The sequence below is a fragment of the Flaviflexus huanghaiensis genome, from assembly GCF_014118685.1.
GTDB classification, from domain to species: Bacteria; Actinomycetota; Actinomycetes; order Actinomycetales; family Actinomycetaceae; genus Flaviflexus; species Flaviflexus huanghaiensis.
In genome coordinates this window covers 37,485-63,215 of sequence record NZ_JACFAK010000002.1, presented here as the reverse complement: position 1 = coordinate 63,215, position 25,731 = coordinate 37,485, and the positions used below count along the sequence as shown (strand labels likewise).

Sequence of the window (25,731 nt, the reverse complement as noted above, 5' to 3'; positions counted from 1 at the left end):
CGGTTGGCCTACACCCCATGTGAAGGCGGAAACGATGACAAACGACAGACATACGCCCTGGGACCCTGAGCACTCCGGCGAGTCTGCCGGAGGACCAACCGGACAGACGCCAGGTCCGGGACAGGACGGGTTCCAGCAGGACGGAACGCAGCACCCCGGCTATCACAATCAGCCTCCCTACGCACGTGATCCGCAACAACCTCCGCACGCTCAAGGCCACGGCGCCCCCTATGGCGGGCCTGGTGGTGCTGGCTACGGTCAGCCGCCATATGATCCATACGGTGGCGGCCCCGATTATCGCGACCCGAAAGGGCAAGGCAGTAGGGCGCCGTTGTGGATCGCGCTGGGTGTCCTCGTCGTCCTCGTCATCGGCGCCCTCATCTACTTCCTCACACGGGGCGACGACGACAGTGAAGATGCCAGACCACAACCGAGCCCGACAGCTATCGACAATGACTCAAATGGTGAAAATGGAGGGCGGGAGGCAGACAACGATCCCGAGGAGTTCGGCGACCCGAACGCCGATCCGGCCACATTCAGAAGCGGTATGGAAGACATACTCGCCGAGAGCGGCCTCGACCGCGAAGCTGCCGAAGAGCAGGGCATCACCCCAGAACAGTGGGACGCCTATCTGACCTGCGTGACAGAAGAAGCCATCCAGCGCCTGCGACCCGAAGCGATTGACTCCATTTCCAACGGAATTGATGTCTACGATGACCACTCCGTGACCGAGCTCGAGGACATTGCCATGCAGTGCGGCGAAGAGGCGGGAACTTTGTGAGCCCGGCGGGGTACTGCCCGCCCGTGACAGTTATCCAGTACGAAGTCATAGAGAATTCTGGGAAGCGGCTAACTTCCGCCACTTATATCTGGAAGAGGCCACTCACTTAAGCGTAGAGTCATAGGTGTTAAGCAACGTACATTAGTGTTACACATCGTATGAAGGAGGTTGTGGTCACAATGGCACACGACGAAAAGAAGCATTACGACGAAACGATGGCCCACGAGACAGGCACGGAGGAGGATGTTGACCTCGTCGGCGGTGAGGACACGCGTCGAGCCGCTCCCCGCCACGCAGAGACGCACGTCGAGGACAACGCACCCTACAATCCGCTGTCACCTCACGCGGACGATCCGGCCTTCGAGCCGGCTCCGCCAAGGGACGATGAGACTCCCGGCTTCGGCGGCGAATACGATCAAACCCCCTACATCGCCCGCCAGGGCAAAGAGGAAGAGCTTCCCGAGGGAAAGGGCGAATATAACCAGGAGCCCTATATTGAACGTCAGGCTGCACGCCAGCCCGACGTCCCTGGGGTTCGCGATGGTCGTGAACACGGCGAGCGCGGTACGCGCGGCCCGAACGTGCACGATAAATAGGACAAGCACGACTCGTGATCTAATTGGTCCCATGAGGGACAGATCGTGCGAATGAACACGAGAGAAGTCCGCGGCGTCATCATGACCGCCGCGGCTTCTCTTGTCCTGACCGCAAGCATGGTAGTTTACATCGTCGCTGGCGTCGGTTCCGGTGAGATAAGCAGAGACGCCTACCGTCAGGCACTCACAGCGAAGCTCCCCCACGATGGGAGGCTGGCAGCCCCCGACAATGCCACGGACGCCGAACAAGACTTCTACCTCACGTGCCTAATCAACGGGACATACTCACACGTGACGGTCGCGGCTCGAGAGATCGTCGTCCAGTCGGACAATATCAAGACGATGCATGACTCAGACCTAGCCACGTTAGTCGCTCGCGCGGAAACGTGCAGGAACGACGTCGTTCGTGCACGCGACGCTGCCGCTACTCGGTAACTCGCTGACGGCAGTCCGCGCACGCTCGATTGCCTTTACTTACTGTTTGCTCCGGAGCTCGCGGCACTCGGCAATGCTGGTTGCCGCACAATTGCTTCCTCGCACACGTCAGAAACCGCTGATAACAGATTTCCCCGGCCATACTGGCCGGGGAAACAGTCTGACACAGTCTCAGTGGGCGTAGACACCCCTGTTGTTTTCGAAGGCATAACCCACGACGGCAAAAGCGCCGAACACGAGTCCGAGGCCGAACATCCACCAACCGACTGCAAAGCCTGCCGCGATGATGGTGACGGCAACTCCCGCAATGAAGGGCCACCAAGAGTGGGGAGTGAACTCGCCGACTTCACCGGCGGACTGACGAATATCGGCCTCGTTATCATCCGAGGCCCTGAAGTCGATTCGGCGCGACGTGAGCCACAGGTAGCCGGTGACGAAGAAGAACATAAAGGCAAGGCCAACGAGAGCCATCGTCCCGATTGGTTCCGCATTCGTGACGAAGACGTAAACCAATGCGACGAGGACGAAGAAAGCGCCTGGGACCGCAAAGAACAGGGTCTCGATCACAAGCGGCTTGCGCTCCTGCTCAGGTTTTGTATCGTTCATGACCATGACTTAATTCTCCTTAACCGACAGGTCGGTTTCTGCAGCCGGATCAACCCGGTCCATCGCGGCAACCTCGGGGTGATGGAGATCGAACGCGGGCCGGACAGACCTGATTCTCGGAAGCTCGGTGAAGTTGTGGGGCGGGATCGGTGAGGCTGTCGCCCATTCGAGTGATCCGCCAAAGCCCCACGGATCGTCAGGCAACTGCGCCGGCTTGGGAGCCGTTGAGGTCTTGAGGACGTTCCAGAGGAAGAACAGGGTCGAGATCGCGAGGATTGTCGCGCCGATCGTCGACACCTGGTTGTACAGCTGAAAGCCATCTTCCGGCATGTAGTCCGGAATTCTGCGCTGCATGCCCTGGACGCCGAGCCAGTGCTGAATCATGAACGTCACATGGAATCCGATGAAGGTCAGCCAGAAGTGGATCTTACCGATCCGCTCATCGAGCATGCGGCCCGTGAACTTGGGCCACCAGAAGTAGAAGCCCGCATACATGGCGAACACGACCGTGCCGAACACGACGTAGTGGAAGTGCGCGACGACGAAGTAGGAGTCGTGGACGTGGAAGTCCATCGCCGGCGCAGACAGGATGACGCCGGTGATACCTCCGAGAACGAACGTCAGGAGGAAGCCAATCGACCACAGCATCGGGGTTTCGAACGTGAGCTTCCCGCGCCACATCGTGCCAATCCAGTTGAAGAACTTCACGCCCGTGGGGACTGCGATCGCCATTGTCAGGAGCGAGAAGAAGTCGAGCATGACCCCGCCGGTGGTAAACATGTGGTGCGCCCACACGGTCACCGAGAGAGCCGCAATGGCGATTGTCGCAAAGACGAGACCCTTGTATCCGAAAATCGGCTTGCGGGAGAAGACCGGAATGATCTCGGAAATGATGCCGAAGAACGGCAATGCGATGACGTAGACCTCGGGATGGCCGAAGAACCAGAACAGGTGCTGCCAGAGCATCGCACCACCCGCTTCGGGGTTGTAGATCTGACCACCGAGGACTCGGTCGACCGCGAGACCAAAGAGCGCAGAGGCAAGGACAGGGAACGCCATGAGCACGAGGACAGAGGTGATAAGGACGTTCCAGGTGAACAGCGGCATGCGGAACATTGTCATGCCCGGCGCCCTCATCGTGATGATCGTCGCGATGAAGTTGACTGAGCCAAAGATTGTTCCAAAGCCCGTCATGATGAGGCCCATGATCCATAGGTCCCCACCGAGTCCCGGAGAGAACGCGTTTGTCGACAAGGGCACGTAGGCCGTCCATCCGAACGATGCCGCCCCCTTCGGCGTGAGGAAACCTGCGATCGTCACGAGCCCGCCGAGGGAGAACAGCCAGAAGCTGAACATGTTGAGCCTCGGGAAGGCGACGTCAGGAGCACCGATATGGACGGGCACGAGCACATTGCCGAATGCTGTGAACAGCGGCGTGGCGAAGAGGAACAACATGATTGTTCCGTGCATCGTGAAAAACTGGTTGTACTGCTCTTTCGATTGCAGCAACATCCCGGGAGACCACAGTTCGGCGCGGATAATAAGTGCGAGGACGCCGCCAATGAGGAAGAAGGCGAACGCGCTGATGAGGTACATGTATCCGATCGTTTTATGATCGGTGGATGTCATCCAGTCGATGACCTTCCGGCCGAGCGACTGCTTCTCGGGCCCTAGCCCGGGAACGAAATCACCCTCGATGATGCGGGGATCTACATCAGTCGATGCCATTGCTGGACTCCCTTACCTGGTACTGCCTGTTGTATTCGTCGCCGCGGGTACCGATGTTTCCGGCCTCGCGCAGTTTTTCCATTTCGGCGTCGTATGTGTCACGGTCGACTACCGCGACGTTAAAGACCATTTCCGCGTGGTATTCACCGCACAGTTCCGCACACTTACCGGAATAGACACCCTCTTCCTGGGGAGTCACCTGGAAGGTGTTGACCTGGCCCGGCATCATATCGATTTTGTAGAGGAACGCGGGGATCCAGAACGAGTGGATGACGTCGCGGGACTTGATCGTGAACTCGACGGTCTCATCGACAGGAAGATAAAGCGTCGGTAGCGTTTCCTGGGCACCGACCTCGTCGCCAATGAACGAAATGCGGTCTCCGGAGTAGTAAACGTCGTCAGAGGTGTAGTTGAAGTCCCAACTCCACTGCTTGCCGTAAACCTCGACCTCGAGGTCCGGCTCGGCGTTCATGTCGTTCATTTCCGCTGTAGCTCGTGTGGAGAACACGAAGAGAAAGCCGACCATGATAATCGGAACGACGGTGTACATGATTTCGAGCGGCACGTGGTAGCGCAGCTGGATCGGTAGCTCGTTGTCGTTCTTGCGCTTGCGGTAGGCGATGACCGACCAGAGGACCAGCGCCCAGACGAGCGCCGCAACACCGACCGCGGCGATCCATGCGCCGTTCCAGAGGTCGATGAGTTGCCCTGACCGATCTGTCATGTCCCTCGTCGAGGGCAGGAATCCGACATCGATGCCCTTACCGGGATTGCTCGGCGTCTCCATCGAACAGCCAGCGGCAAGTGCGACGAGGGCGGCGAGCGCGCCTGCGCTCTTGAGACCGCGTCGCCGATGCTGTATTTCACGCACGGTGGTGTACCTTCCTTCAACGTTCCCGACCCTCGCCGCAATGACGGACTCGGGACTATCGTCCTAGCACCCTACTCTACATAGTTTTTGCCGAGATTAACCCCCTGAGACGCGAGAAATCGGCAAAACCTCCAGACAAAACGGACGATTCCCCACAACCATCGAGGTTGCAGGGAATCTGGGCGGTCAGGCCGCGTCCGCGAGTTGTGGGTGCTACTCCTCGTCTGCTGGCGGCGCGAGCTGGCCGACAATATCGACGAGCGCAGCGAGCGCGGGAGTCTCACCATTACCGGGTACAAGTAGGAGCACGCGGGAGCCGACAGGTAGGCCTTCGAGATGATCGAAGACCGAGCCAGAGCCGATGGTCGTGTTCTGCACGCCGCCGAAGTCGACCGACGACTCGTTCTGCGAGTTATCCCATGTCGCGGCAGAGTATTGGAAGTACACGGTCGTTCCGAGGCCACCGACAACGTCGCCGTCAGATTCTGCCACGACGATTGAGGTCTCGTCTTCAGGCTCGTCTGCACCGTCGCGCACCGTGATGGAGGCGGGCTCTCCGAGGGCTCCGTCAATTTCGACAGGGAGATCCTCGATTGCTGTCTTCTCGGCCGCTTCGGGGTCCCCGGCCGCGTCAGGGGCGATCGTGTCGATGATGTCGACGACGAAGACAATCGTGTCATCCTCGCCGATCCCGGCGGACGCGTTTCCGCCCATCGGGCCGTAACCGAGTTCCGAGGGCACGGAAACGATGACGCGCGAGCCGACCTTCTGGCCTGCGAGGCCATCGCGCCAGCCCTGAACAACACCACTAAGGGGGAAGGACATTGGCTGACCGCGCTCGTAGGACGAGTCGAAGGTGGCGTCGCTGCCCCACACCATGCCGGCGTAGTCGACGATCACCATGTCCTCGCGTGTCACCGCGGTTCCACTACCCTCGTCAACAACAGCTACCTGGAGCACATCGGGCTCAGATGCTCCCTCGAAATCAAGGGTGACAATCCCGTCTTCCTCCACGACCGTCGGCATCCCTTCCGCAGAGATGACGGCGTCGACCTGATCCTCATCCGGGGTCGGGGTGTCCGTCGTCTCGTCGGCGGTTGTCTGCGTCTCCTCGGCAGACTGACCGCCCTCGGGATCGTCGGAACATCCGGCGAGGACGAGGGCGGTGAGTGCGAAAGCCGCGGCGATGCGCCGTGTGACCTGCATCAGTGGAACGAATCGCCGCAGGCGCAGGAGCCAGCCGCGTTCGGGTTATCGATCGTGAATCCCTGACGCTCGATCGAGTCTGCAAAATCGATGGTGGCGCCGTCCAGGTACGGTGCAGACATCTGGTCAACGACCACCTTGACGTCCCCGAACTCACGGACGAGATCGCCGTCTAGCTGGCGCTCATCGAAGTAGAGCTGGTACATGAGGCCTGAGCAACCGCCCGGCTGAACTGCAACGCGCAACGCGAGATCGTCGCGACCCTCCTGGGCCAGCAGGCTGCGCACCTTGGTGGCGGCAACGTCGGTCAGCTCCACGGCGTGGACTGCAACGGATTCGGTCATGAGAATTCTCCTTCGGAAGGTTCGCCCGCAGGCTACGTCAAGATTACGTCGAACGGGGACCGCATTCCAAGAAGGCATGACCCTCTTAACACGGTTTAGTCCATAGTAATACGGCTCTTTAGCGTGCCCATGTCTGAGCTATCGGCCCCATCGCGCGCCGCAAAGCGTCAATTCCCTGGCCCTCCCGAGCGTATGAATAGGAACTGGATAGCCCGAAGCGGGCGAGCTCGTGCCGGAGGAGTCGACCTTCGCCATAGACAACGAGAACAGGGGTAGCGCTCTCACTGGCCCGGTCAGCTATCGCGACGAGCGAACGCGGCATGTCGAGCCCAAGTTCTCCCGTGACGTAGACAATAAGGTCTGCTTGGGCGAGCCGCGGGACAATTGCCTGAGCGGTGATCTCCCCAGCCCACCGGACCCGCGCACCCGCTGCTTGAAGGACGAGGGCCGCCCCTCCCCCAAGGCCTGACCATCCCGACTTCGGGTCGATGGCTTCTCCCATGAGCACGGTACGCACTGGAGCCGGCAGGGCTGCGCCTAGCTCAAGCTCAAGACGCTGCGCCTCAAGTGCCGACAGCATTCCATGCCGATCAAGCCAGCGCGGAAGTCCGTTCACGCCTAGTAGCGGTTGCTCATCCGTTGCCGTGATGACAACGTCTGTTCCCGCGAGTAGCTCGGCCACGTCCCGGGTTGTGGCCGCCCCGAGTTCCCTCATCATGGCCCTCCCCAGGTCCGGAAAAACCCGGACGGGAAGGTTGACGATGAGCCGCGAGGGGGACCGTGTCAACGCTTCGCGCAGAGCGATCCCGAGGATCGTCGAGTCCTCGCCCCACGACCTCGACAGGTCGATGACCCACTCCCCGTCGGAGAGAGTTGGCACAGCAGTCTCATTCGCCCGGATCGTGCCGAGCGTACCTCCCGCATAGAAGGCCATGACCTCACACAGGTCGCCGTCGCCGTCGCTGACCGGCACAGCATCGACCTCGGCACGTGCTCGCCAGGGTGCTGCGGCGGCCTCGAGAACGACGTCTGCTGGCGCAACCCCGATCCTTGAGGCGATAAGGAGGACGTTCACTCAGCGAGCCTCGTCAGCAGGATCGTCTCGGCGAGGATCGCCCGACGGAACTCCTCGAGGTGAAGGGACTCGTTCCCGGCGTGGGCGCGAGTGTCCGGGTCCTCGATACCGGTGACGAGGATCTTTGCTTCTGGGAAGACGTCAGCAAGGTCGGCGATGAAGGGGATGGAGCCGCCGACGCCAATATCAACCGGCTCGGCCTGCCATGCATCGGCAAGGGCCTGCCGGGCAGTCTTCATGACATCGGTCTCGACAGCCTGGAAAGCGGGGCCGAGTTCACGGCCGCCGAACGATACGCGGGCACCGAACGGCGCGTGGTCGACGAGGTGTTTCGTCAGCGCGTCATGAGCATCGGCTGGGTCTTGCCCGGGAGCAACGCGTAGCGAGAGTTCGAAGCGGCAGGAGGGGATGAGAGTGTTGGACGACGTCTCAACGGGGGTGGCATCGAAGCCGATGACAGCGAGCGCCGGCTGGGTCCACAGTCGTGACGCGATCGAGCCCCGCCCGGCGAGCTCAACACCCTCAAGCACCCCCATATCGGCGCGTAGCTGACCCTCTGGGTAGTCGACCTGCGCACGGTCATAGCCATGGAGGCCATCAACGGCCACCGCACCATCCTCATCGTGCAAGGTGGCAATGAGCCGGGATGCCACGGTCACCGCGTCAAGCACAGGCCCGCCGTACATGCCCGAGTGGAGAGCGTGGTCGAGCACATCCACCGTGACCTCGAGGCCAACCAGCCCGCGGAGCGACGTCGTGAGCGACGGAATCCCGACCTTCCAGTTTGTCGAGTCGGCGACGACGATAACATCAGCCTTCAGTTGCTCCCGGTGTGCGTGAAGGAAATCGACGAATGTCGGTGACCCGATCTCCTCTTCACCCTCAATAAAGAGGGATACGGAGACGGGCAGGCCCCCCATCGCATCCAGGGCACGCAGGGCGCCAACGTGGACGAGCACCCCCGCCTTGTCGTCGGCCGTGCCGCGGCCGTACAGCCGGCCGTCCTTCTCGACGGGTTCGAACGGCTCCGTGTCCCACGTCGAGCGATCGCCCGGAGGCTGAACGTCATGGTGGGCGTACAGGAGGACTGTCGGCCCACCTTCTGGGCCCGGTCGGTGGGCAAGGATGGCGGGGCGGCCGCGGCCGGTCTCCGTCTCGAGGCTGATGATGTCGATGTCGCTCACGCCAGATGCTTCAAGGATCTCTTTCACCTTGGAAGCGGAGCGATCGAGCTCGGCCTGGTCAAAGGCTGGCGATGACACGGACGGTATGCGGACAAGATCTTCGAGGTCAGAGCGGATTCCGGGTAGCACAGCGTCAATCGCTGCGTTAAAGGGGGCGAGATCAGTCATGTTTTCCACGATACTCCAGGGACGGTAGAGTTAAACCCGTGAGCAAGGACGACGATATCGACAGGCCCGAGGTCATCAGTGGGGCACCTCAGGGCAAGGGACGGCCCACCCCCACCCGCAGGGAGGCGGAGGCGGCGCGCCGCCGTCCGCTCGTGCCCAAGGACCGAAAGGCCGCCAAGCGGGCAGCGAAGGCACGACGGGATGCCGAGTTCCAGCGTGAGCAGATCGCCATGAAGACCGGCGATGAGGCGAACCTGCCCTATGCTCACCGCGGCCCGGTGCGACGCTGGGCGCGGGACTACATCGACGCCCGCTTCACCCTGGCCTCCTACTTTTTCTTCCTCGCGTTCGCCGTTCTTCTTCTCGTCTTCATCCAGGCCGCTGCTCCCAGGGTCGCGCTGTTCCTCATGCTCGCGACCTATGCGTTCATGGCGGTCATGCTCGTCGATTCGCTCTTCGCAGTGAGAACTATGAAAAAGAAGCTCGACGAAAAGTTCGGCGAAGACCGAGTGCCGCGCGGAATCCGCTGGCAAATGTTCGGCCGTACGTTCTATCCGCGCCGCTGGCGCAGGCCAGTGCCCGTGGTTAGCCGAGGCGAATGGCCAGCTGGAGCCAGATGATCAATGCCCCCTCCCGGGGCATTCGTCTGGGCCGGAGCGCGTGCCGCTAGCTAAGACTTCATGCGTCAAGAATGTAGACTCACCGGATGGTTGACTACGTTTTTCTTGGCCGATCGGGCCTCAAAATCTCAAACCTCATCTACGGTAACTGGCTGACCCACGGCAGTCAGGTGGAGGAGAGCGCGGCCTTCGCATCCGTCAAGGCAGCGGTGGACGCCGGCATCACAACGTTCGATACAGCGGATGTCTACGCGAATGGTGCAGCTGAGCTCGTACTCGGCAAGGCCCTCCGCTCCGAACCGCGAGAATCCCTCGAGATTCTCACGAAGGTCTACTGGCCGACCGGGCGGAAGCGTCACAACGACGCGGGCCTATCGCGCAAGCACATCATGGAGTCGATCGATTCGTCCTTACAAAGGCTCGGAACGGACTACGTCGACGTCTTCCAGGCCCACCGCTACGACGTCGAGACTCCGATCGAGGAGACGATGCAGGCGTTCGCAGACGTCGTGCGCGCCGGCAAGGCGCTCTACATCGGTGTGTCGGAATGGACGGCCGAGCAGATCGAGTACGCCTACGACTTCTCACGGGAGCTCGGTTTCCAGGTCATCTCGAACCAGCCCCAATACAACATGCTGTATCGCGTCATTGAGCCAGAGGTCATCCCGATGTCCGAGAGGTGCGGGATCCAGCAGATCGTGTGGTCTCCTATGGCGCAGGGCGTCCTGTCGGGCAAGTACAAGATCGGAAAGAAGCCCCCGAAGGGCAGCCGGGCGACGGATAAGAAGGGTGGCGCTCGGATGATCCAGCGTTTCATGTCCGACGAGATCCTCACCGCTGTCGACAACCTCAAACCCATTGCTGACGAACTCGGAATCACCCGGGCACAGCTCGCGATCGCGTGGACACTTCAGAACGACAACGTCGCGGCTGCCATCATTGGAGCATCGCGCCCCGAGCAGGTGACAGAGAATGTCGCGGCCGCCGATGTCACCATCCCCGCCGAACTCATGTCCCGAATCGACGAGGTCCTTGCCGGCGTTATCATCGACGACCCGCGACTCACGTGGGAGAACGCCCCGCACGAGCGGCCAGAGATCGCCCGCTGATCATCCCTTTTGAACCTGGCTCACCGCGAGCCAGGTTCAGTACTCGTTGCCTTCCGGCACGTGCCGAGGGATTCGCCGGTCACAGATGTGACAGTGCCCGGTTAAGCCTGCCGGGCAGGCATGGCCCCTCGTAGACGAAGGACGAGTACACCTGGAGCAGATCAGCTCCTGCTCCGAGCATCGCCTGAGCATCATCGACGGTCGTGATGCCGCCGACGCCGATGATGAGCCTGTCGGACGGAAGGCTGTTTCGCAGTTCGCGGACGATGTCGAGACTCCGGTTGGTCAGCGGCTCACCGGAAAGCCCTCCACGGCGATGCTCGTGTTGCACGGTTGTGTTTGTGGCGATGATGCCATCGAGGTCTTCGTCGACAACGAGCCCCGCCATCTCCCGCACTGTCTCGACATTCATGTCGGGGGCAATCTTTAGGAGAATCGGGACATGCCGATCTGCCGCATCGTACGCAGCGGTCTTCGTTGCGTTGATGATCGGCCGGAGCGACTGAGAATTTTGCAAATCCCGAAGGCCAGGGGTGTTTGGGGATGACACGTTGATCGCGAGATAGTCGGCGTAGCGCGCGAGCCGTGATGCACATACCGCGTAGTCGTGTGCAGCTTCTTCCTCGCTCGTCCACTTATTCTTGCCGATATTGACCCCCACGACGATCGAACGTCCGCGTTTCGATGACCGCAGGCTTTTCAGTCTTCTGGCAACGACCCGCGAGCCGTCGTTGTTAAAGCCCATAGCATTACGCAGGGCTCGCGACTCGACGTGGCGCCACATCCGGGGCTGTTCGTTACCCGGCTGGGGTTCAGGCGTGACCGTTCCGACCTCGACGAACGCGAAGCCGAGCGCATCCATCCCCTCGACAGCAGTGGCGTTCTTGTCCATCCCTGCAGCGAGACCAACGAATCCGGGCACCGGACGGGTGAACGCGGTCGTCTGCTGGGCGCCGCCCCGCCATCCAATCGTCGCTCTGAGCAGAGGCGCAAGTGGTGAGCGCCCCGCAGCTCCGATCGCGTGAACGGACTCGCTGTGGGCCCTCTCAGGATCCGTGCGGGTGATGATCGTGTCGAAAAGAAGTCGGTAGAGCACCCGGCCAGTCTACCGGGCTAGCCGTTCTGCTGAGCGAGCCGTGCGGGTGAGGAGTGAAAGAGCCACCAGAGCGTGACAGCGGCGACGATTGTCGGGATATACCAGTAGGCGACTCCGCCGGACCGCCATGGGCTCCACTGGTCGAGCGGCATTGCCACCCATAGGCCGACGATTGGCATGACGACATTAATCGCGGCCGCTATTCCAGCGATTCGCCGCATGCGGCGCCCGTTGTGGACGATCCCGGCGGCCATGAGCGCCCACACAACGGCGGCGGTGAGAGTAAGAACAGCGGTACCAGGAAGTGAGTCAAGGAAAGCTCCCGTCGCGCCGACGATCGCGAGCCAGGTGAAGACGACAGCCAGTGCAATGATCAAGAGGAGAAGGACCCGCGCCCAGCCGAGAGCCGAGCGTCGACTGTCATGCAGTCCGCCTGACTGTGGCCCTTGATCCACGGCGACCTCCTTCTCCTCCGGCTATGATGATAGTCGTGTCTGAACTGAACCTTATTCAACAAGCCCCCGACAAGACTAATGCCGACGTTCTCGTCCTGCCCGTCTCGACCGGTGATGACGGAGTCCATGTTTTTGCTGACTCACTCTCATCGAAGACCCTCCGCTCCCTCGATAAGCTCCTTCCTACGATCGGATTCTCTGGCGCAGCTGGCTCTCTCGCCCGGATTCCCGCGCCTTCGGGTTTCGTCGCCACGACGATCGCCTTCGCCGGCATCGGCAAGCCCTCCGATCGTGTCGAGGCGAGCGACCTTCGCGAGACCTTCGCCGCGGCCGTGCGCGGTCTTAACGGCGCGGCGACCATCGCTCTCGCCTCGCCGTTCGGCGATCCAGATTCTGTCTATCAGGCGGGACTGGGCGGCTTGCTCGGCGCCTATACGTTTGAGGAGTACAAGGTCATGCCGGCCCCGGCTGAGACCATCACCGTCGTCTCGTCCGGCAACCTGAAGAAGAATGAGCTCGTAGCCCTTGCGACCGAAGCAGCCGTCGTGGCAGATGCTGTGTGTGCGGTCCGCGACCTCGTCAATACGACAGCTGCCGATCTCACTCCGGTGAACTTCGCCCACCGCGCGGCGGCCTATAGCGCCTCTGAAAAGAACGTCTCGGTCACCCTGTGGGATGAGGGCGATCTCGAGAGGGAAGGCTTTGGCGGCATCCTCGGCGTCGGCCGCGGCTCGGCGAACCCGCCTCGTCTCGTTCGCATCGAATACAAGCCACGCGGCGCGCAGAAGAAGCTTGCGCTCGTCGGAAAGGGCATTACCTTCGATTCGGGCGGCCTCTCGCTCAAACCGGCGAAGTCGATGGAGACCATGAAGACGGACATGACCGGCGCTGCGACGGTGCTCGAGACCGTCGTTGCCGCTTCGCGCCTGTCGCTCAAGGTCAACCTCGTCGGCTGGCTCTGCCTCGCCGAGAACATGCCATCCGGCACGGCGACTCGCCCCGGTGATGTCATCACGATGTACAACGGTCGCACAGTCGAGGTTAATAACACCGACGCCGAGGGCCGTCTCGTGCTCGGCGATGGTCTCGCGAAAGCTGTCGAAGAGAACCCGGACGCCGTCGTCGACATTGCGACACTTACCGGCGCGCAGATCATCGCACTCGGAGACCGGATCTCCGGTGTCATGGGCACCGATAGAGTACGCAACGAGATCATTGAGGCTGCCGACGAGGCAGGCGAAGATATGTGGCCGATGCCGCTACCGGATCACCTCAAGAAGTCGCTCAAGTCAGAGATTGCGGATACGAAGAACTCCGGCGGCCGTAGCGGCGGAATGCTGACTGCTGGCGTGTTCCTTGCCGAATACGTTGGCTCAACCCCGTGGGCACACATCGACCTCGCCGGTCCTTCGTTCAACGAGGAAGGACCATTCGGTTCGACACCGAAGGGCGGCACCGGCCACGCCGTTCAGACGCTGCTCGCATGGGCGGCGACTCACACGGCCGACGCGGAGTAACCGACGTCCTGTTGCGTTTGTCACGCGGCGGGCGGGAGAAGGGTAAAGAAGAGGCCCCGATCCCGCCCGTTTCGTTTGCCGCACTGCACTGCATCAGGTCACGAAATGAAGCCGCTCAGTGGCTAGATGGCCGCAGTCCGCGGACGTACACTCTGCCACTGAAGGCTGAGTGGCGCATCATTTATTCTTCGCGGACCATTCCCTCATGCGCTGGGGGTATCCGGTGCGGATGATCTCGTAGAACGGCAGTCCAAGCTCGGTGGCGAGATTCGCGGCCTCTCGAGCGTTCGGCACCTTTCTACGGGTCCATTCGCCATCGCGAGCGACGAGAATGAGCGCCATGGGGTCCCGAGCGCCCGCTGGTTCCAAATACGCCTCGACACCCTTCCGGGTCTCGACGAAGCGTTTAAAGTGGTCCATCGTCGCCTTTCGCCGGTCACTGGACGCACTGCCGCTCAGCCGAGAGAAAATTCCCATGAGGGGATTGTACGTGCACTTCAGCAGTGAGACGAACATCTAGTAACAGCCATGACGTTCGGCCTAGAAAGTGGAACAATGACTGGTGAGTAACGCGGCCGTTTGGCCGCTCCGCTATTGACTTCGAGGGAGATCTACGTGGCTGACACGCAGGAATACGACATCGTCATCCTTGGGGCGGGGTCCGGCGGCTACGCCGCCGCCCTCCGCGCCGGACAGCTTGGCATGAAGGTGGCACTTGTCGAGGGAGACAAGGTGGGCGGAACATGCCTGCACCGCGGCTGCATCCCGACCAAGGCACTACTGCATGCGGCAGATGTCGCGGACGAGGTCCGTGACGGCCCGAACCTCGGCGTCAATGCCACCCTCGAGGGCATTGATATGACCGCCCTCAACGCGTACAAGGACCGCGTCGTTTCCCGCATGTACAAGGGCCTTACCGGCCTCGTTGCGTCCCGCAATGTCGAAACCGTCGAGGGTTGGGGTCGCCTGACCGGCAAGGACACCGTCCAGGTTGGCGATCGCGTCCTCAAGGGAAAGAACATCATCCTTGCCACCGGCTCCTATTCGAGGTCCCTCCCTGGCTTGGCTATCGAAGGCCGGGTCATTACGTCTGACCAAGCCCTCCAGCTGGACGAGGTTCCCGAATCCGCCATCGTCCTTGGCGGCGGCGTGATCGGCTCCGAGATGGCGTCTGCATGGCGCTCGCTCGGCGCTGAGGTGACAATCCTCGAGGGTTTGCCGAACCTCGTTCCGAACGAAGATCCCGCCATCTCGAAGGCCCTCGAGCGCGCCTTCCGCAAGCGCAAGATCGCGTTCAAGACGAAGACGATGTTCGACCGTGTCGAGCAGAACGACAAGGGCGTCAAGGTTTACACCCAGGACGGCAGAACCTTTGAAGCGTCGTACTTGCTTGTGTCGGTGGGCCGCGGCCCTGCGACGGCAAACCTCGGTTATGAGGAGCAGGGCATCCCCATGGAGCGCGGCTTCGTCACACCGAATGAGCGCCTTCACACGGGTGTCGGCAACATTTACGCAGTCGGCGACATCGTTCCCGGCCTGCAGCTCGCCCACCGCGGCTTCCTCCATGGAATCTTCGTCGCCGAAGAGATCGCTGGCCTCGAGCCGAAGGTCATCGAGGAGCATCTGATCCCGCGTGTGACGTACACGAACCCGGAAGTGTCCTCCGTCGGCCTCAATCAGGACACGGCCGAGGTGGCGTACGGCAAGGACAACATCGAGACGGTCGAGTTTAACCTCGCAGGTAACGGAAAGTCGCAGATGCTTGGCACCGCCGGCTTCGTCAAACTCGTGCGCGTGAAGGACGGTCCGATCGTGGGCTTCCACGCGGTCGGCGCCCGCATGGGCGAGCAGATCGGCGAGGGACAGCTCATGGTTGCTTGGGAAGCATTCCCCGAAGACTTCGAAGGCCTCATCCATGCCCACCCCACTCAGAATGAGGCCGTTGGCGAAGCTGTCCTCGCGCTCGCCGGCAAGCCGCTACACACCCACAACTAAGCGCTCAAGGAGACCAGAACATGTCTGAAGCAATCAAGATGCCGGCACTCGGCGAGTCCGTCACAGACGGCACTGTCACCCAGTGGCTCAAAGAAGTGGGCGATACGGTCGAGGTTGACGAGCCGTTACTCGAAGTGTCGACCGACAAGGTCGACACCGAGGTTCCCTCCCCTATCGCGGGAGTGCTCGAGAAGATCGTAGTCGGAGAAGACGAGACGGTGGACGTCGGCGCCATCCTCGCCTACATCGGTGACGGCTCGGGCTCTGGCGACGACTCGGGCGAGCCTGAGGCGGCCGAGGATGAGGCTCCCGCCGAGGAGCCCGCTGACGAGGCACCCGCCACCGACGATGCTCCCGCTGAGGAGGCGCCGGCGGAGGAAGCACCCGTTGACGAAGCTCCTGCTGATTCCGGCTCATCCGAGGGTGAGAAGGTCCCCATGCCGGCTCTCGGTGAGTCCGTCACCGAGGGCACCGTCACGCAGTGGCTCAAGGAGGTCGGCGACACCGTCGAAGTCGACGAGCCGCTACTCGAAGTCTCAACCGACAAGGTTGACACGGAGGTGCCGTCACCCGTCGCCGGAACCCTGCTTGAGATCCTCGTCGGCGAGGACGAGACCGTCGAGGTCGGCGCGCCTCTCGCCATCATCGGATCCGGGGCACCCAAGTCGGCTGAGAAGCACGAAGAGCCCGCCGGTGACGACAAGGCAACGCGTGAGGCGCCTTCTGGCGAACAGCTGGCCACGCGAGCAGCTCCCGCTGAAGAGGAGGAGCTCGGCGACGACCAGCCCGACGACACGGCTGAGCCGCAGACAGAAGCACCAAAGGACGCTGCTCCGTCCCAGGCTAAGGCCGAGGAGCCAGCAGTTTCTGCAGCGGATTCCGCATCGGGCGCGTACGTCACGCCGATCGTCCGCAAGCTCGCACGCGAACTCGATATTGATCTCGACTCGGTCAAGGGAACCGGAGTCGGCGGTCGCATCCGGCGCCAGGATGTCGAGGCAGCAGCCGAAGCCGCGAAGAAGGCCGCGGAAGAAGCCGAGAGGAAGGCTGCTGAGGCCGCTTCCTCGAAGGCCGCTGCCCCGAAGTCCGCTCCCGCTGCGCCGGTCGCGAAGAGCGTTGAGCCGTCGCCGCTACGCGGAACCACTGAGAAGATGTCCCGCCTGCGCCAGGTCATCGCCCAGCGCATGATGGACTCGCTCCACGGCTCGGCTCAGCTCACGACTGTCATTGAAGCTGACGTGACGAAGATCGTCGTGATTCGTGGCGCGGCGAAGGACCGTTTCCAGGCTGCGGAGGGTGTCAAGCTCACGTACCTGCCCTTCTTCATCAAGGCGGCAACGGAGGCTCTCAAGGCACATCCGAAGATCAACGCCCGCATCGTCGACGAGAAGTCGGTCGAATACTTCGACCGAGAGAACGTCGGCATTGCAGTCGACACAGAGCGGGGCCTCATGGTCCCGGTCATCAAGAATGCCGGGGATCTCAACATCGCCGGAATCTCGAAGGCCGTCGTCGATCTCGCCTCCCGCACCCGCTCGGGTAATGTCTCGCCCGACGAGCTGTCCGGCGGCACGTTCACGATCACGAACACCGGGTCCGCCGGGGCTCTGTTCGACACACCGATCATTAACGCCCCCGAGTCCGCAATCCTCGGTGTCGGCACGATCTACAAGCGACCGGCCGTCGTCACGGACGAATTCGGCAACGAGTCGATCGGCATTCGTAGCTTCGTCTACCTGGCTCTCTCGTACGACCACCGCCTCATCGACGGTGCGGACGCGGGCCGGTACCTCTCCGCCGTGAAGGCTCGCCTCGAAGAGGGCGACTTCGCAGCTGAGATCGGGCTATGAGTCTCACATCGTAGTAGGGTGGGGGGTCTGCGAACGCAGGCCCCCCACAAACTGTTATGAACGTTCTTTCTTCTTTCACGAACTATCGAGATCTCCCCCGCCTCTGGGGGCCCCTTTTCCTGCCTCTCGCCTTCGTTGGCAGGCTACCGACGTCGATGATCATTATCGGCGTCCTCACTCTCGTTACCCACTATCACGGAATCGCCGCAGCATCGATCAGCTCGGCCGTCCTCGCGATTGCGACAGGTATTGGACAGCCTCTTATCGGGCAATGGACGGACAAGATTGGGCAGCGTCTGCCCTTCATCGTCCTCGGCCCAACGAACGCTGCCCTGCTCACTGGTCTCGTCATCGTCAACGCGACGAGCGCCCCGTTCTGGGCGGTTCTCGTCATGTGTGCCCTCGTCGGTATGACAACAGTGCCTGTCGGCGCTCTCATGAGAGTCCGCTGGTATTCGGTTGCTAGAACGCCGAAGGCATTGTCGACCGCGATGTCGTACGAGACAGTTGCCGATGAAATGAATTTCGTCCTCGGTCCAGCGATCGTTGGCGTCCTCGCCTCCTCCATCGCTCCCGAGGCACCCCTCATCGTCTCAGCCATCATCGCCGCCACCTGCATCACCGCCCTCGGATTGCACCGCTCGGTCCCAGCAGTCGAGCACGGCGACAGTGGCGCAAAGGCGCCATCGCTCGGTCGGACATTCATTCTCGTGTGGGCGGCAGTCATATCCATGATGTTCCTCGGCTCCTACTTCGGGTCGATGCAGACGTCGACAACCGCAGCCGCGGAAAGCTTCGGTTCGGCGAGCTACGCGGGGCTCATCTACTCGGCCATGGGAGCGGGAGCCGCTATCACCGCCCTGAGCGCCGTCGCCATTCCCGAGCGGATTTCTCAGGCGACCCGCATTTTCATCTCCGGTGTCGCTCTCGCACTTCTCATCCCTCTGGCACCGCTCGCCCAGACTCCGTGGCAGCTCGCGGGGCTCCTCTTTGTCTTCGGTCTTGCGATCGGACCGGCCTCTGTGGCGATGTTCACCCTCGCGTCTCAGTTGGCGCCGAAGGGGGGCGACGGGGTGGCGATGACCCTGCTTGGTGCAACAAACGTCGGCGGTGTCGCGATCGGCGCGGCCTCTGCAGGCCAGCTTCTCAAGCTTGATCTTGCGTACGGCTTCTACGTCGCGTCCGCGTCGGGTCTCATCATGGGTCTCGTCGGACTCATGGCGGCTGTGCGCTACCGGGGACGCTAGACTGAGAACCATGGCTAAGGACAAAAAGGACGCGCAGGGCAAGCGCAGGTGGTATCAGCTCGTCGGCGACGGCTACAGGATTGCGTCAAAGACATATCCGAAATTGCCGTGGATACTTCTTGGCATCTTCGTCGCAACTCTCGTTGTCTTCATTGGCGCGGGCCTCCTTCTCGACAACTGGATCCTCTGGACGGTGTCTGCCGTCGTGCTCGCCCCGATGTTCGCGATGGTGGCGCTCACCCGCTTCATCGAGAGCGCGTCATACAGGCAGATGGAAGGGATTCCCGGAGCCGCTTCAGCCGTCATCGGCAGAATCCGTCGCGGCTGGACATTCCAGGAGGAGCCTGTCCGGTTCAATGCTCGCCACCAGGACATGGTGTTCCGCCTCATCGGCAAACCCGGTGTCGTCCTCGTCACCGAGGGCCCCGTCAACCGCGTTCGCAAACTCGTCGAGGAAGAGCGCAAGCAGGCCAACCGCATCGCTCCCAATGTTCCCGTTCACGTCATAAATGTTGGCACGGACGATGATCAGGTCCGTCTGGCCAAGCTCACGAAGCAACTGAAGAAGCTACCGAAGAAGCTCAACAACAACGAGGTCTCCATCGTCGCTAAGCGCTACGAGTCGATCAAGACGAACGCGCTTCCGGTACCCAAGGGCATTGATCCCTACAAGGTCAGGCCTGACCGAAAGGCCGCCCGCGGGCGTTGAGCCAGGATCTGGCCAGTAAGCCGGAATCTTCCTCCTTCCCCACGAGAGCTGTCCCCGCCACACCGGCGGGGACAGCTCCGTCTGAGGGAAAGAAATGGCCGTACGACACGAGAGCCCTTCGCACTGCCTGAGCGCTCGTCTCAGCGGACTCGTGTGATGGTCGTCCCAACAAGCGCATCGTGGAAGCCGCGGCCGTCAGCGACGGTGAAGACTGCGGGAAGGACAAGACAGAGAAGAAGCGTGCGTCCGAGCGCCCGGAGTGGGCCCGGGGCTCCGCCGTCAACACGACGGACGGCGATGCCGACAATGACGTGTCCAATGGTGCCGCCAATTGTTCCGATGAGGAGGAAGGACATGAGGGCGAAGATGCCGAGGGTGGCGAACTCGTCGTAGCGGAAGAAACCTGCGGAGATTGACACCGCCAGAAGCCAATCGATGACGAGCGCAATGATCCTGCGCCCGAGAGGCGCGAGCGGACGTGAGTCGGGCATGTTCCTCATCCTAGTGGCTGGCACGCCCCGTCATCGTCGGCTGGCATTGACGAGCCGCACATGAACAGACCTCGCTCGGCGGTGCCCACGGGCTATACGATAAGCGAGGATCCACACTGGAGGAGAGAACATGTTCGCGAATGCTGACGAGGCCATTGCCTACACCAATGAAAAGGATGTGCGGTTCATCGATGTGAGGTTCTGCGACCTGCCGGGAATCATGCAGCATTTCAACATTCCGATAGAGACGTTCTCGGAGGAGGTCTTCAGCGAGGGTCTCATGTTCGACGGATCGTCAATCCGCGGCTTCCAAGCGATCCATGAGTCCGATATGAAGCTCATTCCGGACGTGTCAACGGCCTACATCGACCCGTTCCGGAAAGCGAAAACACTCGTCGTCAACTTCTCGATCGTCGACCCCTTCACAGGTGAGGCCTACTCGCGCGACCCGCGCAACATCGCGGCCAAGGCCGAGAACTTCCTCCGCTCGACAGGGATCGCCGACACCGTATACGTCGGCGCTGAGGCCGAGTTCTACATCTTTGACGACATTCGTTACAAGACGAACGAGCACGAGTCGTACTACCACATCAACTCCAACGAGGCCTGGTGGAACACGGGCCGCGTGGAAGAGGGCGGCAACAGGGGATACAAGACTCGTATGAAGGGTGGCTACTTCCCCGTCTCCCCCAACGATCAGTTCGCGGACCTGCGGGATGACATGTGCCGGGTCATGGCCGAATCGGGTCTCGCCGTCGAGCGTGCACATCACGAAGTCGGCACGGCAGGTCAGCAGGAAATCAACTACCGGTTCGACACCCTCCTTGCTGCGGCAGACGATCTCATGAAGTTCAAGTACATCATCAAGAACGTTGCGTGGGAGGCGGGTAAGACCGTCACATTCATGCCAAAGCCGATCTTCGGTGACAACGGTTCGGGAATGCACTGCCACCAGTCGCTGTGGAAGAACGGCGAGCCGCTGTTCGCCGACGAAAGAGGCTACGGCGGCCTGTCGGATCTCGCCCGCTGGTATATCGGTGGCCTTCTCAGGCACGCTCCCGCCCTGCTTGCCTTCACCAATCCGTCGATCAATTCATTCCACCGGCTCGTGCCGGGCTTTGAGGCCCCCGTCAACCTCGTCTATTCGGCACGCAACCGCTCCGCCTGCATTCGCATTCCCGTTACCGGCACATCGCCGAAGACGAAGCGGATCGAATACCGCGTGCCGGATCCGTCATCAAATCCGTACCTTGCGTTTGCGGCGATGCTCATGGCCGGCATCGACGGGATCAAGAACCGGATCGAACCCGCAGATCCGATCGACAAGGACCTGTACGAGCTTCCGCCCGAGGAACACGCAGAGATTGAAAAATTGCCCTATTCTTTCGAGGGCGCGCTCGAGGCGCTCCGCGAGGACAGCGATTTCCTTCTCGAGGGAGACGTCTTTACTCAGGACCTCATCGACACGTGGATCGACTACAAGTACAAGTACGAGATCGAACCGCTTCGGCAGCGGCCACATCCGCACGAGTTCGAGCTCTACTTCGACATCTGAGCGAGTCCTCCCACAACGTTCTGCTGTCTGGGAACTGCGTGGATAAGTTTCTTTCTGAGGCGGTGATCATTGCCGGCACTGCGGCTGACGGCAGAACCTCGCCTACGATGGTGTGCATGAAGAAGCATCCCGAGGATTCCAACGACTGGTCCGACTACGTCAACAGGCGCGACGATTGGGAGCTTCCCGCTTCTCATGAGCGTGAAGAGCCGCGCCCCGACATCGGCTCACCTGCGGACGGCACCGCGACGGGGCCCTACGGGGCGATGGAGAGTCCGTGGAAAGACTATGACGACCGGGACCCGCAACCGCCGCGGGAATCGACTCCGTACAACGAGACGAACCCGTTCACGAACCACGCAGCGTGGCGCTACCAGCAGAACCCGTACCGCGGCGACCAGCAGGAGCATCGCGGTAATTTCCGAAGCGTGCTCCTCATGGGGCTCGGCATCGGCGTCGCCCTCATCGTCATCGCTCTTATTGCGCTCTAGGAGTCAGTCGACGTAGCGACTTGCCTCCGGCAACACGTCGGGCCGATGGTTCCAGTCAATGAGGTTCCAACGTCCGCCGACTCGCTCGAGAATGCCGGTGCCGCAGTTCTGGAAGTGGGCGAGAGTCCTTCCACCCTCGTGGCCGAGTGCGATGTTTGCCCACACTTGGATGATCGTGCCGTGTGAGACAACGAGGAGAGATTCTTCCTCAGATTCATCGAGTGCCGCGTTGAACCGCTCGACGACGTCGTGGCCTGACTCCCCGCCGGGGATGCGGAGGTCGTAGTCCCCCGCCATCCACCCCATCGCGACCTTGAAGTAGGCCATGAGAGTGTCCATGTCGGTCGACATCTCCCAGTCACCCGCCTGCACTTCCGCGATCCGCGGATCCACGCGGGGCGCGAGGCTCCGCATCGTCGCGGTGGGTGCGGCCGTCTGATGGGTACGGACGAGGTTCGACACGAGGATGCCGTCGAGGTGGTGGCTTGCGAGGCGACTGGCGAGCCCCTTTGCCTGCTCATGCCCACGGTCGGTCAAATCCGCTCCGGGTGCCGCCGTGTCAAGCGCGCGGGAGACATTCGCCGTTGTCTCCCCATGCCTGGCTATGTACAGTCGCATATCCCTCAGTTCCTCAATCCGTGCACGCCCGCGGCGGCCTCTACCCTCTATGGTCCCCGAAAAACGCCTGTTCAACAACGACCCGTGCACGCCGCGACAGGCGAAGCCACTTCTCTTCGACCTCGTGGCGGGCCGACTGGTCCTCTGCGAGGAGGGAGGCGATGATGGCGAGCTCGGTCGGATCGGAGGGGACGGTGTCGATGCGGGGGCCAGCCGTGCGGCCTGTTCCCAGCACGATCGCAGAGCGTAGCTGCTGAGCATAGTACCATGCCTGCGACAATGTTGCCGCGTCGCCAGAATCAATAAGACCCTCGTCGGCCGCGGCGTCGAGAGCCGAGATCGTCGATGTTGTCCGCAGTGACGGATAGGAGCCGGCATGCTCAAGCTGACGGTATTGGACGAGCCATTCAACGTCGGCGATTCCGCCCGGACCCAACTTAATGTGGCGTGTCTTGGAGGTGCCTCGCGGCGCCCGCTCTGATTCGACGCGAGCCTTCATGCGGCGCACATCCCGATGTTCGGCATCGGTCAGACCCCGCTCGTAGCGCACGGGATCGATGAGTTGTGTGAACGCATTCGCCAGCGCTTCGTCACCCGCGATAGGACGAGCCTTGAGAAGAGACTGCCTCTCCCACGTGTCGATCCACCTCGTGTAGTACTCACGATAAGCATCGAGCGACCGCGCGAGTGGGCCGTTCCTGCCCTCGGGACGCAGGTCTGCGTCGGCCTTGAGCGGCGGCTCGTCCGTGCCATCGGACAACATCGCAAGGACCGCCGCCGCTATCCTCTTCGCGGCAGCCTGAGCGAGTTCCTCGTCATCGATGAGGGGCTCGTGGACGAAAAGCAGATCGCAGTCAGAGCCGTAGCCCATCTCCCCCGCACCGAACGAGCCGAGTCCGACGATGAGGTAAGTCGACGGTGCTTCATCCAGGCCCATTTCACCCAGGACCTTGTCCGTTGCTCCCCGCAGCGCGGCACGCACGGCTATCTCAGCCGCATTCGTGATGGAGAGGTGGGCGGTACGAATGTCGAGATCGTCGAGTGCGAGGGCGAGGCCCGTACGCAGGAGCACACGGCGTCGCAGGTACCGGCCTGCCATAGCGATGCCCTCCGGCGTTGTCCGGCGGGAGATGAGGGAATCGAGTTCAGCGTGCAGGGAATCGATACTGAGCGGTACAAGCTCCTCAGCACTTTCGAGCCAGCGCACCGATTCGGGAAGTCTCGGAATCGCCTCAGCGAGATAGCGCGAGGTCGAGAGGACGTGGGCGAGGCGCTGTGCTGCGGTGCCCGAGTCGCGCAGCAGCTTCATGTACCAGTGGGTCCGTCCCATCGTTTCCGACAGGATCCGGAAGTGGAGGAGGCCGGAGTCAGGCTCAGGGCCATCCGCAAACCAGCCGAGGAGAACAGGGAGGAGTTGCCGCTGAATCTTCGCGGTTCTCGAGACCCCGTCGGTCAGTGCCGCAATGTGGCCGACCGCCCGCATCGGGTCCCGGTACCCGATGCCGGCTAGCCGGTCTGCGGCGGCGTCCCTGTCGAGGCTGATGTCATCGTCGGATAATCTCGCCGCTTCGGGCAGGAGCGGTCGATAGTAGATCGACCGGTGGAGTCGGCGGACCTCACCACGCACCGCCCGCCATGCCTCGTCGAGCTCGTCACCGCTACTGATGCCCTCAACCTTCATCGCCCGGGCGACCCGCCTCAGCTGAACCGGATCATCGGGCAGAGTCTGGCTTCTCCTCATCTTCTGAAGCTGGATCCGATGCTCGAGGGTACGAAGGAAACGGTAGTCGGCATCGAGCCTTTCGGCGTCGGTCCGGGCGACGTAGCCGTTGTCCCGCAGCGCCGTCAGCGCCTCAAGGGTTGATCGGACGCGCAGACTGTCGTCGACACGTCCGTGGACGAGCTGGAGGAGCTGGACTGTAAATTCAACGTCCCGAAGACCTCCCGCACCGAGCTTGATCTGTCGTTGGGCGTCGCGTGTGTCGATGGTCGATTCGACGCGTGCCCTCATTTTCCGCGTCGTTTCAACGAACTGGTCGCGACCTGATGCTGACCAGACGAAGGGCTGAATCGCATTCGCGTAGTCGATTCCGAGCGTGTCGTCGCCAGCAATGGGGCGTGCTTTGAGGAGCGCTTGGAACTCCCAGTCTTTCGCCCAGCGCTCGTAGTAGGCAATGTGTGAGGCAAGGGTCCGGACGAGAGGGCCGTCTTTGCCTTCTGGCCGTAGGTTCGCGTCGAGCGGCCAGAGGGGAGGCTCACGACCCGGGCTTGAAACCGCGCGGGACGCGGCGGTGACGACGCGTGTGGCGATGGCGAGTGCGTTCGCTTCGTCCGTCCCAGCGGGCTCGGCCACATAGATGACATCGACGTCGGAGATGTAGTTGAGTTCTCGGGCGCCGGTCTTACCCATGGCGATGATGGCAATGCGGACGCGGTCGGACCCCGGAGTGTGCCGCTGCCCCAGCTCGAGTGCCCGTTCGAGGGTGGCGGCAACCAGATCGGAGAGCAGTGCCGATATCGTCGTGAAATGCTCAGTCGGGTGATCTCTCGTCAGGTCCCAGGCGGCGATGGTGAGGAGCTGGCGGTAGTAGTCGGAGCGTAGGTCGGCGACTGCTGCGTCCCACTCGCCGGTCTCCCCGCCTTCCGCGAGTGAGGAGTGGAAGGAGTTGATCGCGGGCTCCTGGCCAAGGCCATCAATCCACTGCGGGTGGGTGATAAGCATGTCACCCAGCGCCGTCGACAGCCCGGCTACGGCAGCAACGGCCGCGAGGAGGTCCGGGTCGGCCAGCATCTTCTCCACAGCGCCCGAATCTGCATCTGCGAGCCGAAGCATGGTGAGGAGGCCCTGGTCCGGGTCAGCAGTCCTGCTGAGAGCCTCGATAACAGCGTCCCAGCCGTCGAGCCCTTCGGTGAGGTGTAGCGCACGCGCCGGGTCAACGAAGCCGAGCCTGCGCAGCGCGGACGTGGGGCTCTCCCTCCTCACG

25 protein-coding genes are annotated in these 25,731 nt (G+C 61.9%); 12 read left to right on the top strand and 13 right to left on the bottom strand.

Annotated features, from left to right (window positions below; all coding sequences use genetic code 11):
* Nucleotides 1-34 precede the first annotated feature (34 nt).
* From H7E91_RS01975 to H7E91_RS01965, 3 genes are all read left to right on the top strand, one after another.
* Nucleotides 35-781 carry a flagellar basal body-associated FliL family protein gene (locus H7E91_RS01975; protein ID WP_182353402.1) on the top strand — a complete coding sequence of 249 codons (747 nt, stop codon included), beginning with the start codon at nt 35-37 and terminating at the stop codon, nt 779-781.
* Between the two features lie 179 nt (nt 782-960).
* Entirely contained in the window at nt 961-1,377 is a 417-nt protein-coding gene (locus tag H7E91_RS01970) for a hypothetical protein (RefSeq protein ID WP_182353401.1), read from the top strand.
* A gap of 51 nt (nt 1,378-1,428) precedes the next feature.
* Nucleotides 1,429-1,812, top strand: coding sequence for a hypothetical protein (locus tag H7E91_RS01965; protein WP_182353400.1), 384 nt, complete (start codon nt 1,429-1,431; stop codon nt 1,810-1,812).
* Between the two features lie 171 nt (nt 1,813-1,983).
* Here the strand turns inward: H7E91_RS01965 and ctaF are convergent, their stop codons facing one another.
* The 7 genes from ctaF to H7E91_RS01930 all read right to left on the bottom strand — a co-directional run bounded on the left by ctaF (nt 1,984) and on the right by H7E91_RS01930 (nt 8,994).
* Nucleotides 1,984-2,424, bottom strand: coding sequence for an aa3-type cytochrome oxidase subunit IV (gene ctaF, locus H7E91_RS01960; protein WP_182353399.1), 441 nt, complete (start codon nt 2,422-2,424; stop codon nt 1,984-1,986).
* Between the two features lie 3 nt (nt 2,425-2,427).
* Nucleotides 2,428-4,146 carry an aa3-type cytochrome oxidase subunit I gene (ctaD, locus tag H7E91_RS01955; protein ID WP_182353398.1) on the bottom strand — a complete coding sequence of 573 codons (1,719 nt, stop codon included), beginning with the start codon at nt 4,144-4,146 and terminating at the stop codon, nt 2,428-2,430.
* Nucleotides 4,133-5,017, bottom strand: coding sequence for an aa3-type cytochrome oxidase subunit II (ctaC, locus tag H7E91_RS01950; RefSeq protein WP_206680329.1), 885 nt, complete (start codon nt 5,015-5,017; stop codon nt 4,133-4,135). Before ctaC ends, ctaD begins: the two co-directional genes overlap by 14 nt.
* Before the next feature lie 213 nt (nt 5,018-5,230).
* Nucleotides 5,231-6,223, bottom strand: a complete 993-nt coding sequence (locus tag H7E91_RS01945; RefSeq protein ID WP_182353397.1) for an FKBP-type peptidyl-prolyl cis-trans isomerase — start codon at nt 6,221-6,223, stop codon at nt 5,231-5,233.
* The gene (locus H7E91_RS01940; protein WP_182353396.1) at nt 6,223-6,567 is read right to left on the bottom strand and encodes a HesB/IscA family protein; all 345 of its coding nucleotides are present in this window, start codon (nt 6,565-6,567) and stop codon (nt 6,223-6,225) included. Before H7E91_RS01940 ends, H7E91_RS01945 begins: the two co-directional genes overlap by 1 nt.
* A 118-nt stretch (nt 6,568-6,685) precedes the next feature.
* Nucleotides 6,686-7,642 carry a hypothetical protein gene (locus H7E91_RS01935; protein ID WP_182353395.1) on the bottom strand — a complete coding sequence of 319 codons (957 nt, stop codon included), beginning with the start codon at nt 7,640-7,642 and terminating at the stop codon, nt 6,686-6,688.
* The gene (locus H7E91_RS01930; protein WP_182353394.1) at nt 7,639-8,994 is read right to left on the bottom strand and encodes a dipeptidase; all 1,356 of its coding nucleotides are present in this window, start codon (nt 8,992-8,994) and stop codon (nt 7,639-7,641) included. The genes H7E91_RS01935 and H7E91_RS01930 overlap by 4 nt, the downstream gene beginning before the upstream one ends.
* Before the next feature lie 38 nt (nt 8,995-9,032).
* Between H7E91_RS01930 and H7E91_RS01925 the strand changes: the two genes are divergently transcribed.
* Nucleotides 9,033-9,614, top strand: coding sequence for a DUF3043 domain-containing protein (locus tag H7E91_RS01925; RefSeq protein WP_182353393.1), 582 nt, complete (start codon nt 9,033-9,035; stop codon nt 9,612-9,614).
* Nucleotides 9,615-9,700: 86 nt separating this feature from the next.
* On the top strand, nt 9,701-10,723 hold the full coding sequence (locus H7E91_RS01920) for an aldo/keto reductase family protein (protein WP_182353392.1): 1,023 nt from the start codon (nt 9,701-9,703) through the stop codon (nt 10,721-10,723).
* A gap of 79 nt (nt 10,724-10,802) precedes the next feature.
* Here the strand turns inward: H7E91_RS01920 and H7E91_RS01915 are convergent, their stop codons facing one another.
* Both H7E91_RS01915 and H7E91_RS01910 read right to left on the bottom strand, forming a co-directional pair.
* Complete coding sequence (locus H7E91_RS01915) at nt 10,803-11,819, bottom strand: quinone-dependent dihydroorotate dehydrogenase (RefSeq protein WP_182353391.1); 1,017 nt, start codon at nt 11,817-11,819, stop codon at nt 10,803-10,805.
* Nucleotides 11,820-11,836: 17 nt separating this feature from the next.
* Nucleotides 11,837-12,274 (bottom strand): hypothetical protein, encoded by a 438-nt coding sequence (locus H7E91_RS01910; protein WP_182353390.1) that lies wholly within the window; start codon nt 12,272-12,274, stop codon nt 11,837-11,839.
* Between the two features lie 35 nt (nt 12,275-12,309).
* Here H7E91_RS01910 and H7E91_RS01905 point away from each other — a divergent pair, with 35 nt between their 5' ends.
* The gene (locus H7E91_RS01905) at nt 12,310-13,791 is read left to right on the top strand and encodes a leucyl aminopeptidase (protein ID WP_206680328.1); all 1,482 of its coding nucleotides are present in this window, start codon (nt 12,310-12,312) and stop codon (nt 13,789-13,791) included.
* Between the two features lie 177 nt (nt 13,792-13,968).
* Here H7E91_RS01905 and H7E91_RS01900 read toward each other — a convergent pair whose 3' ends face one another.
* Nucleotides 13,969-14,268, bottom strand: a complete 300-nt coding sequence (locus H7E91_RS01900; RefSeq protein WP_182353388.1) for an oxidoreductase — start codon at nt 14,266-14,268, stop codon at nt 13,969-13,971.
* A gap of 138 nt (nt 14,269-14,406) precedes the next feature.
* Here H7E91_RS01900 and lpdA point away from each other — a divergent pair, with 138 nt between their 5' ends.
* From lpdA to H7E91_RS01880, 4 genes are read left to right on the top strand one after another with little or no spacing between them, the layout of a single operon-like run.
* Entirely contained in the window at nt 14,407-15,786 is a 1,380-nt protein-coding gene (lpdA, locus tag H7E91_RS01895) for a dihydrolipoyl dehydrogenase (RefSeq protein WP_182353387.1), read from the top strand.
* Between the two features lie 20 nt (nt 15,787-15,806).
* Nucleotides 15,807-17,636, top strand: a complete 1,830-nt coding sequence (sucB, locus tag H7E91_RS01890; protein ID WP_182353386.1) for a 2-oxoglutarate dehydrogenase, E2 component, dihydrolipoamide succinyltransferase — start codon at nt 15,807-15,809, stop codon at nt 17,634-17,636.
* A gap of 56 nt (nt 17,637-17,692) precedes the next feature.
* Nucleotides 17,693-18,883 carry an MFS transporter gene (locus tag H7E91_RS01885; protein WP_182353385.1) on the top strand — a complete coding sequence of 397 codons (1,191 nt, stop codon included), beginning with the start codon at nt 17,693-17,695 and terminating at the stop codon, nt 18,881-18,883.
* Between the two features lie 10 nt (nt 18,884-18,893).
* Nucleotides 18,894-19,592, top strand: a complete 699-nt coding sequence (locus H7E91_RS01880) for a DUF4191 domain-containing protein (RefSeq protein ID WP_182353384.1) — start codon at nt 18,894-18,896, stop codon at nt 19,590-19,592.
* Between the two features lie 140 nt (nt 19,593-19,732).
* Here the strand turns inward: H7E91_RS01880 and H7E91_RS01875 are convergent, their stop codons facing one another.
* Nucleotides 19,733-20,083, bottom strand: coding sequence for an RDD family protein (locus tag H7E91_RS01875; protein ID WP_182353383.1), 351 nt, complete (start codon nt 20,081-20,083; stop codon nt 19,733-19,735).
* Nucleotides 20,084-20,213: 130 nt separating this feature from the next.
* On the opposite strand from H7E91_RS01875, the gene glnA reads away from it, so the two are divergent.
* Nucleotides 20,214-21,638 (top strand): type I glutamate--ammonia ligase, encoded by a 1,425-nt coding sequence (gene glnA, locus H7E91_RS01870; protein ID WP_182353382.1) that lies wholly within the window; start codon nt 20,214-20,216, stop codon nt 21,636-21,638.
* A 116-nt stretch (nt 21,639-21,754) separates the two neighbouring features.
* Nucleotides 21,755-22,129, top strand: a complete 375-nt coding sequence (locus H7E91_RS01865) for a hypothetical protein (RefSeq protein ID WP_182353381.1) — start codon at nt 21,755-21,757, stop codon at nt 22,127-22,129.
* Nucleotides 22,130-22,132: 3 nt separating this feature from the next.
* Here the strand turns inward: H7E91_RS01865 and H7E91_RS01860 are convergent, their stop codons facing one another.
* On the bottom strand, nt 22,133-22,747 hold the full coding sequence (locus H7E91_RS01860) for a histidine phosphatase family protein (RefSeq protein WP_182353380.1): 615 nt from the start codon (nt 22,745-22,747) through the stop codon (nt 22,133-22,135).
* A 40-nt stretch (nt 22,748-22,787) separates the two neighbouring features.
* Complete coding sequence (locus H7E91_RS01855; protein ID WP_182353379.1) at nt 22,788-25,730, bottom strand: bifunctional [glutamine synthetase] adenylyltransferase/[glutamine synthetase]-adenylyl-L-tyrosine phosphorylase; 2,943 nt, start codon at nt 25,728-25,730, stop codon at nt 22,788-22,790.
* Between the last annotated feature and the right edge of the window lies 1 nt (nt 25,731).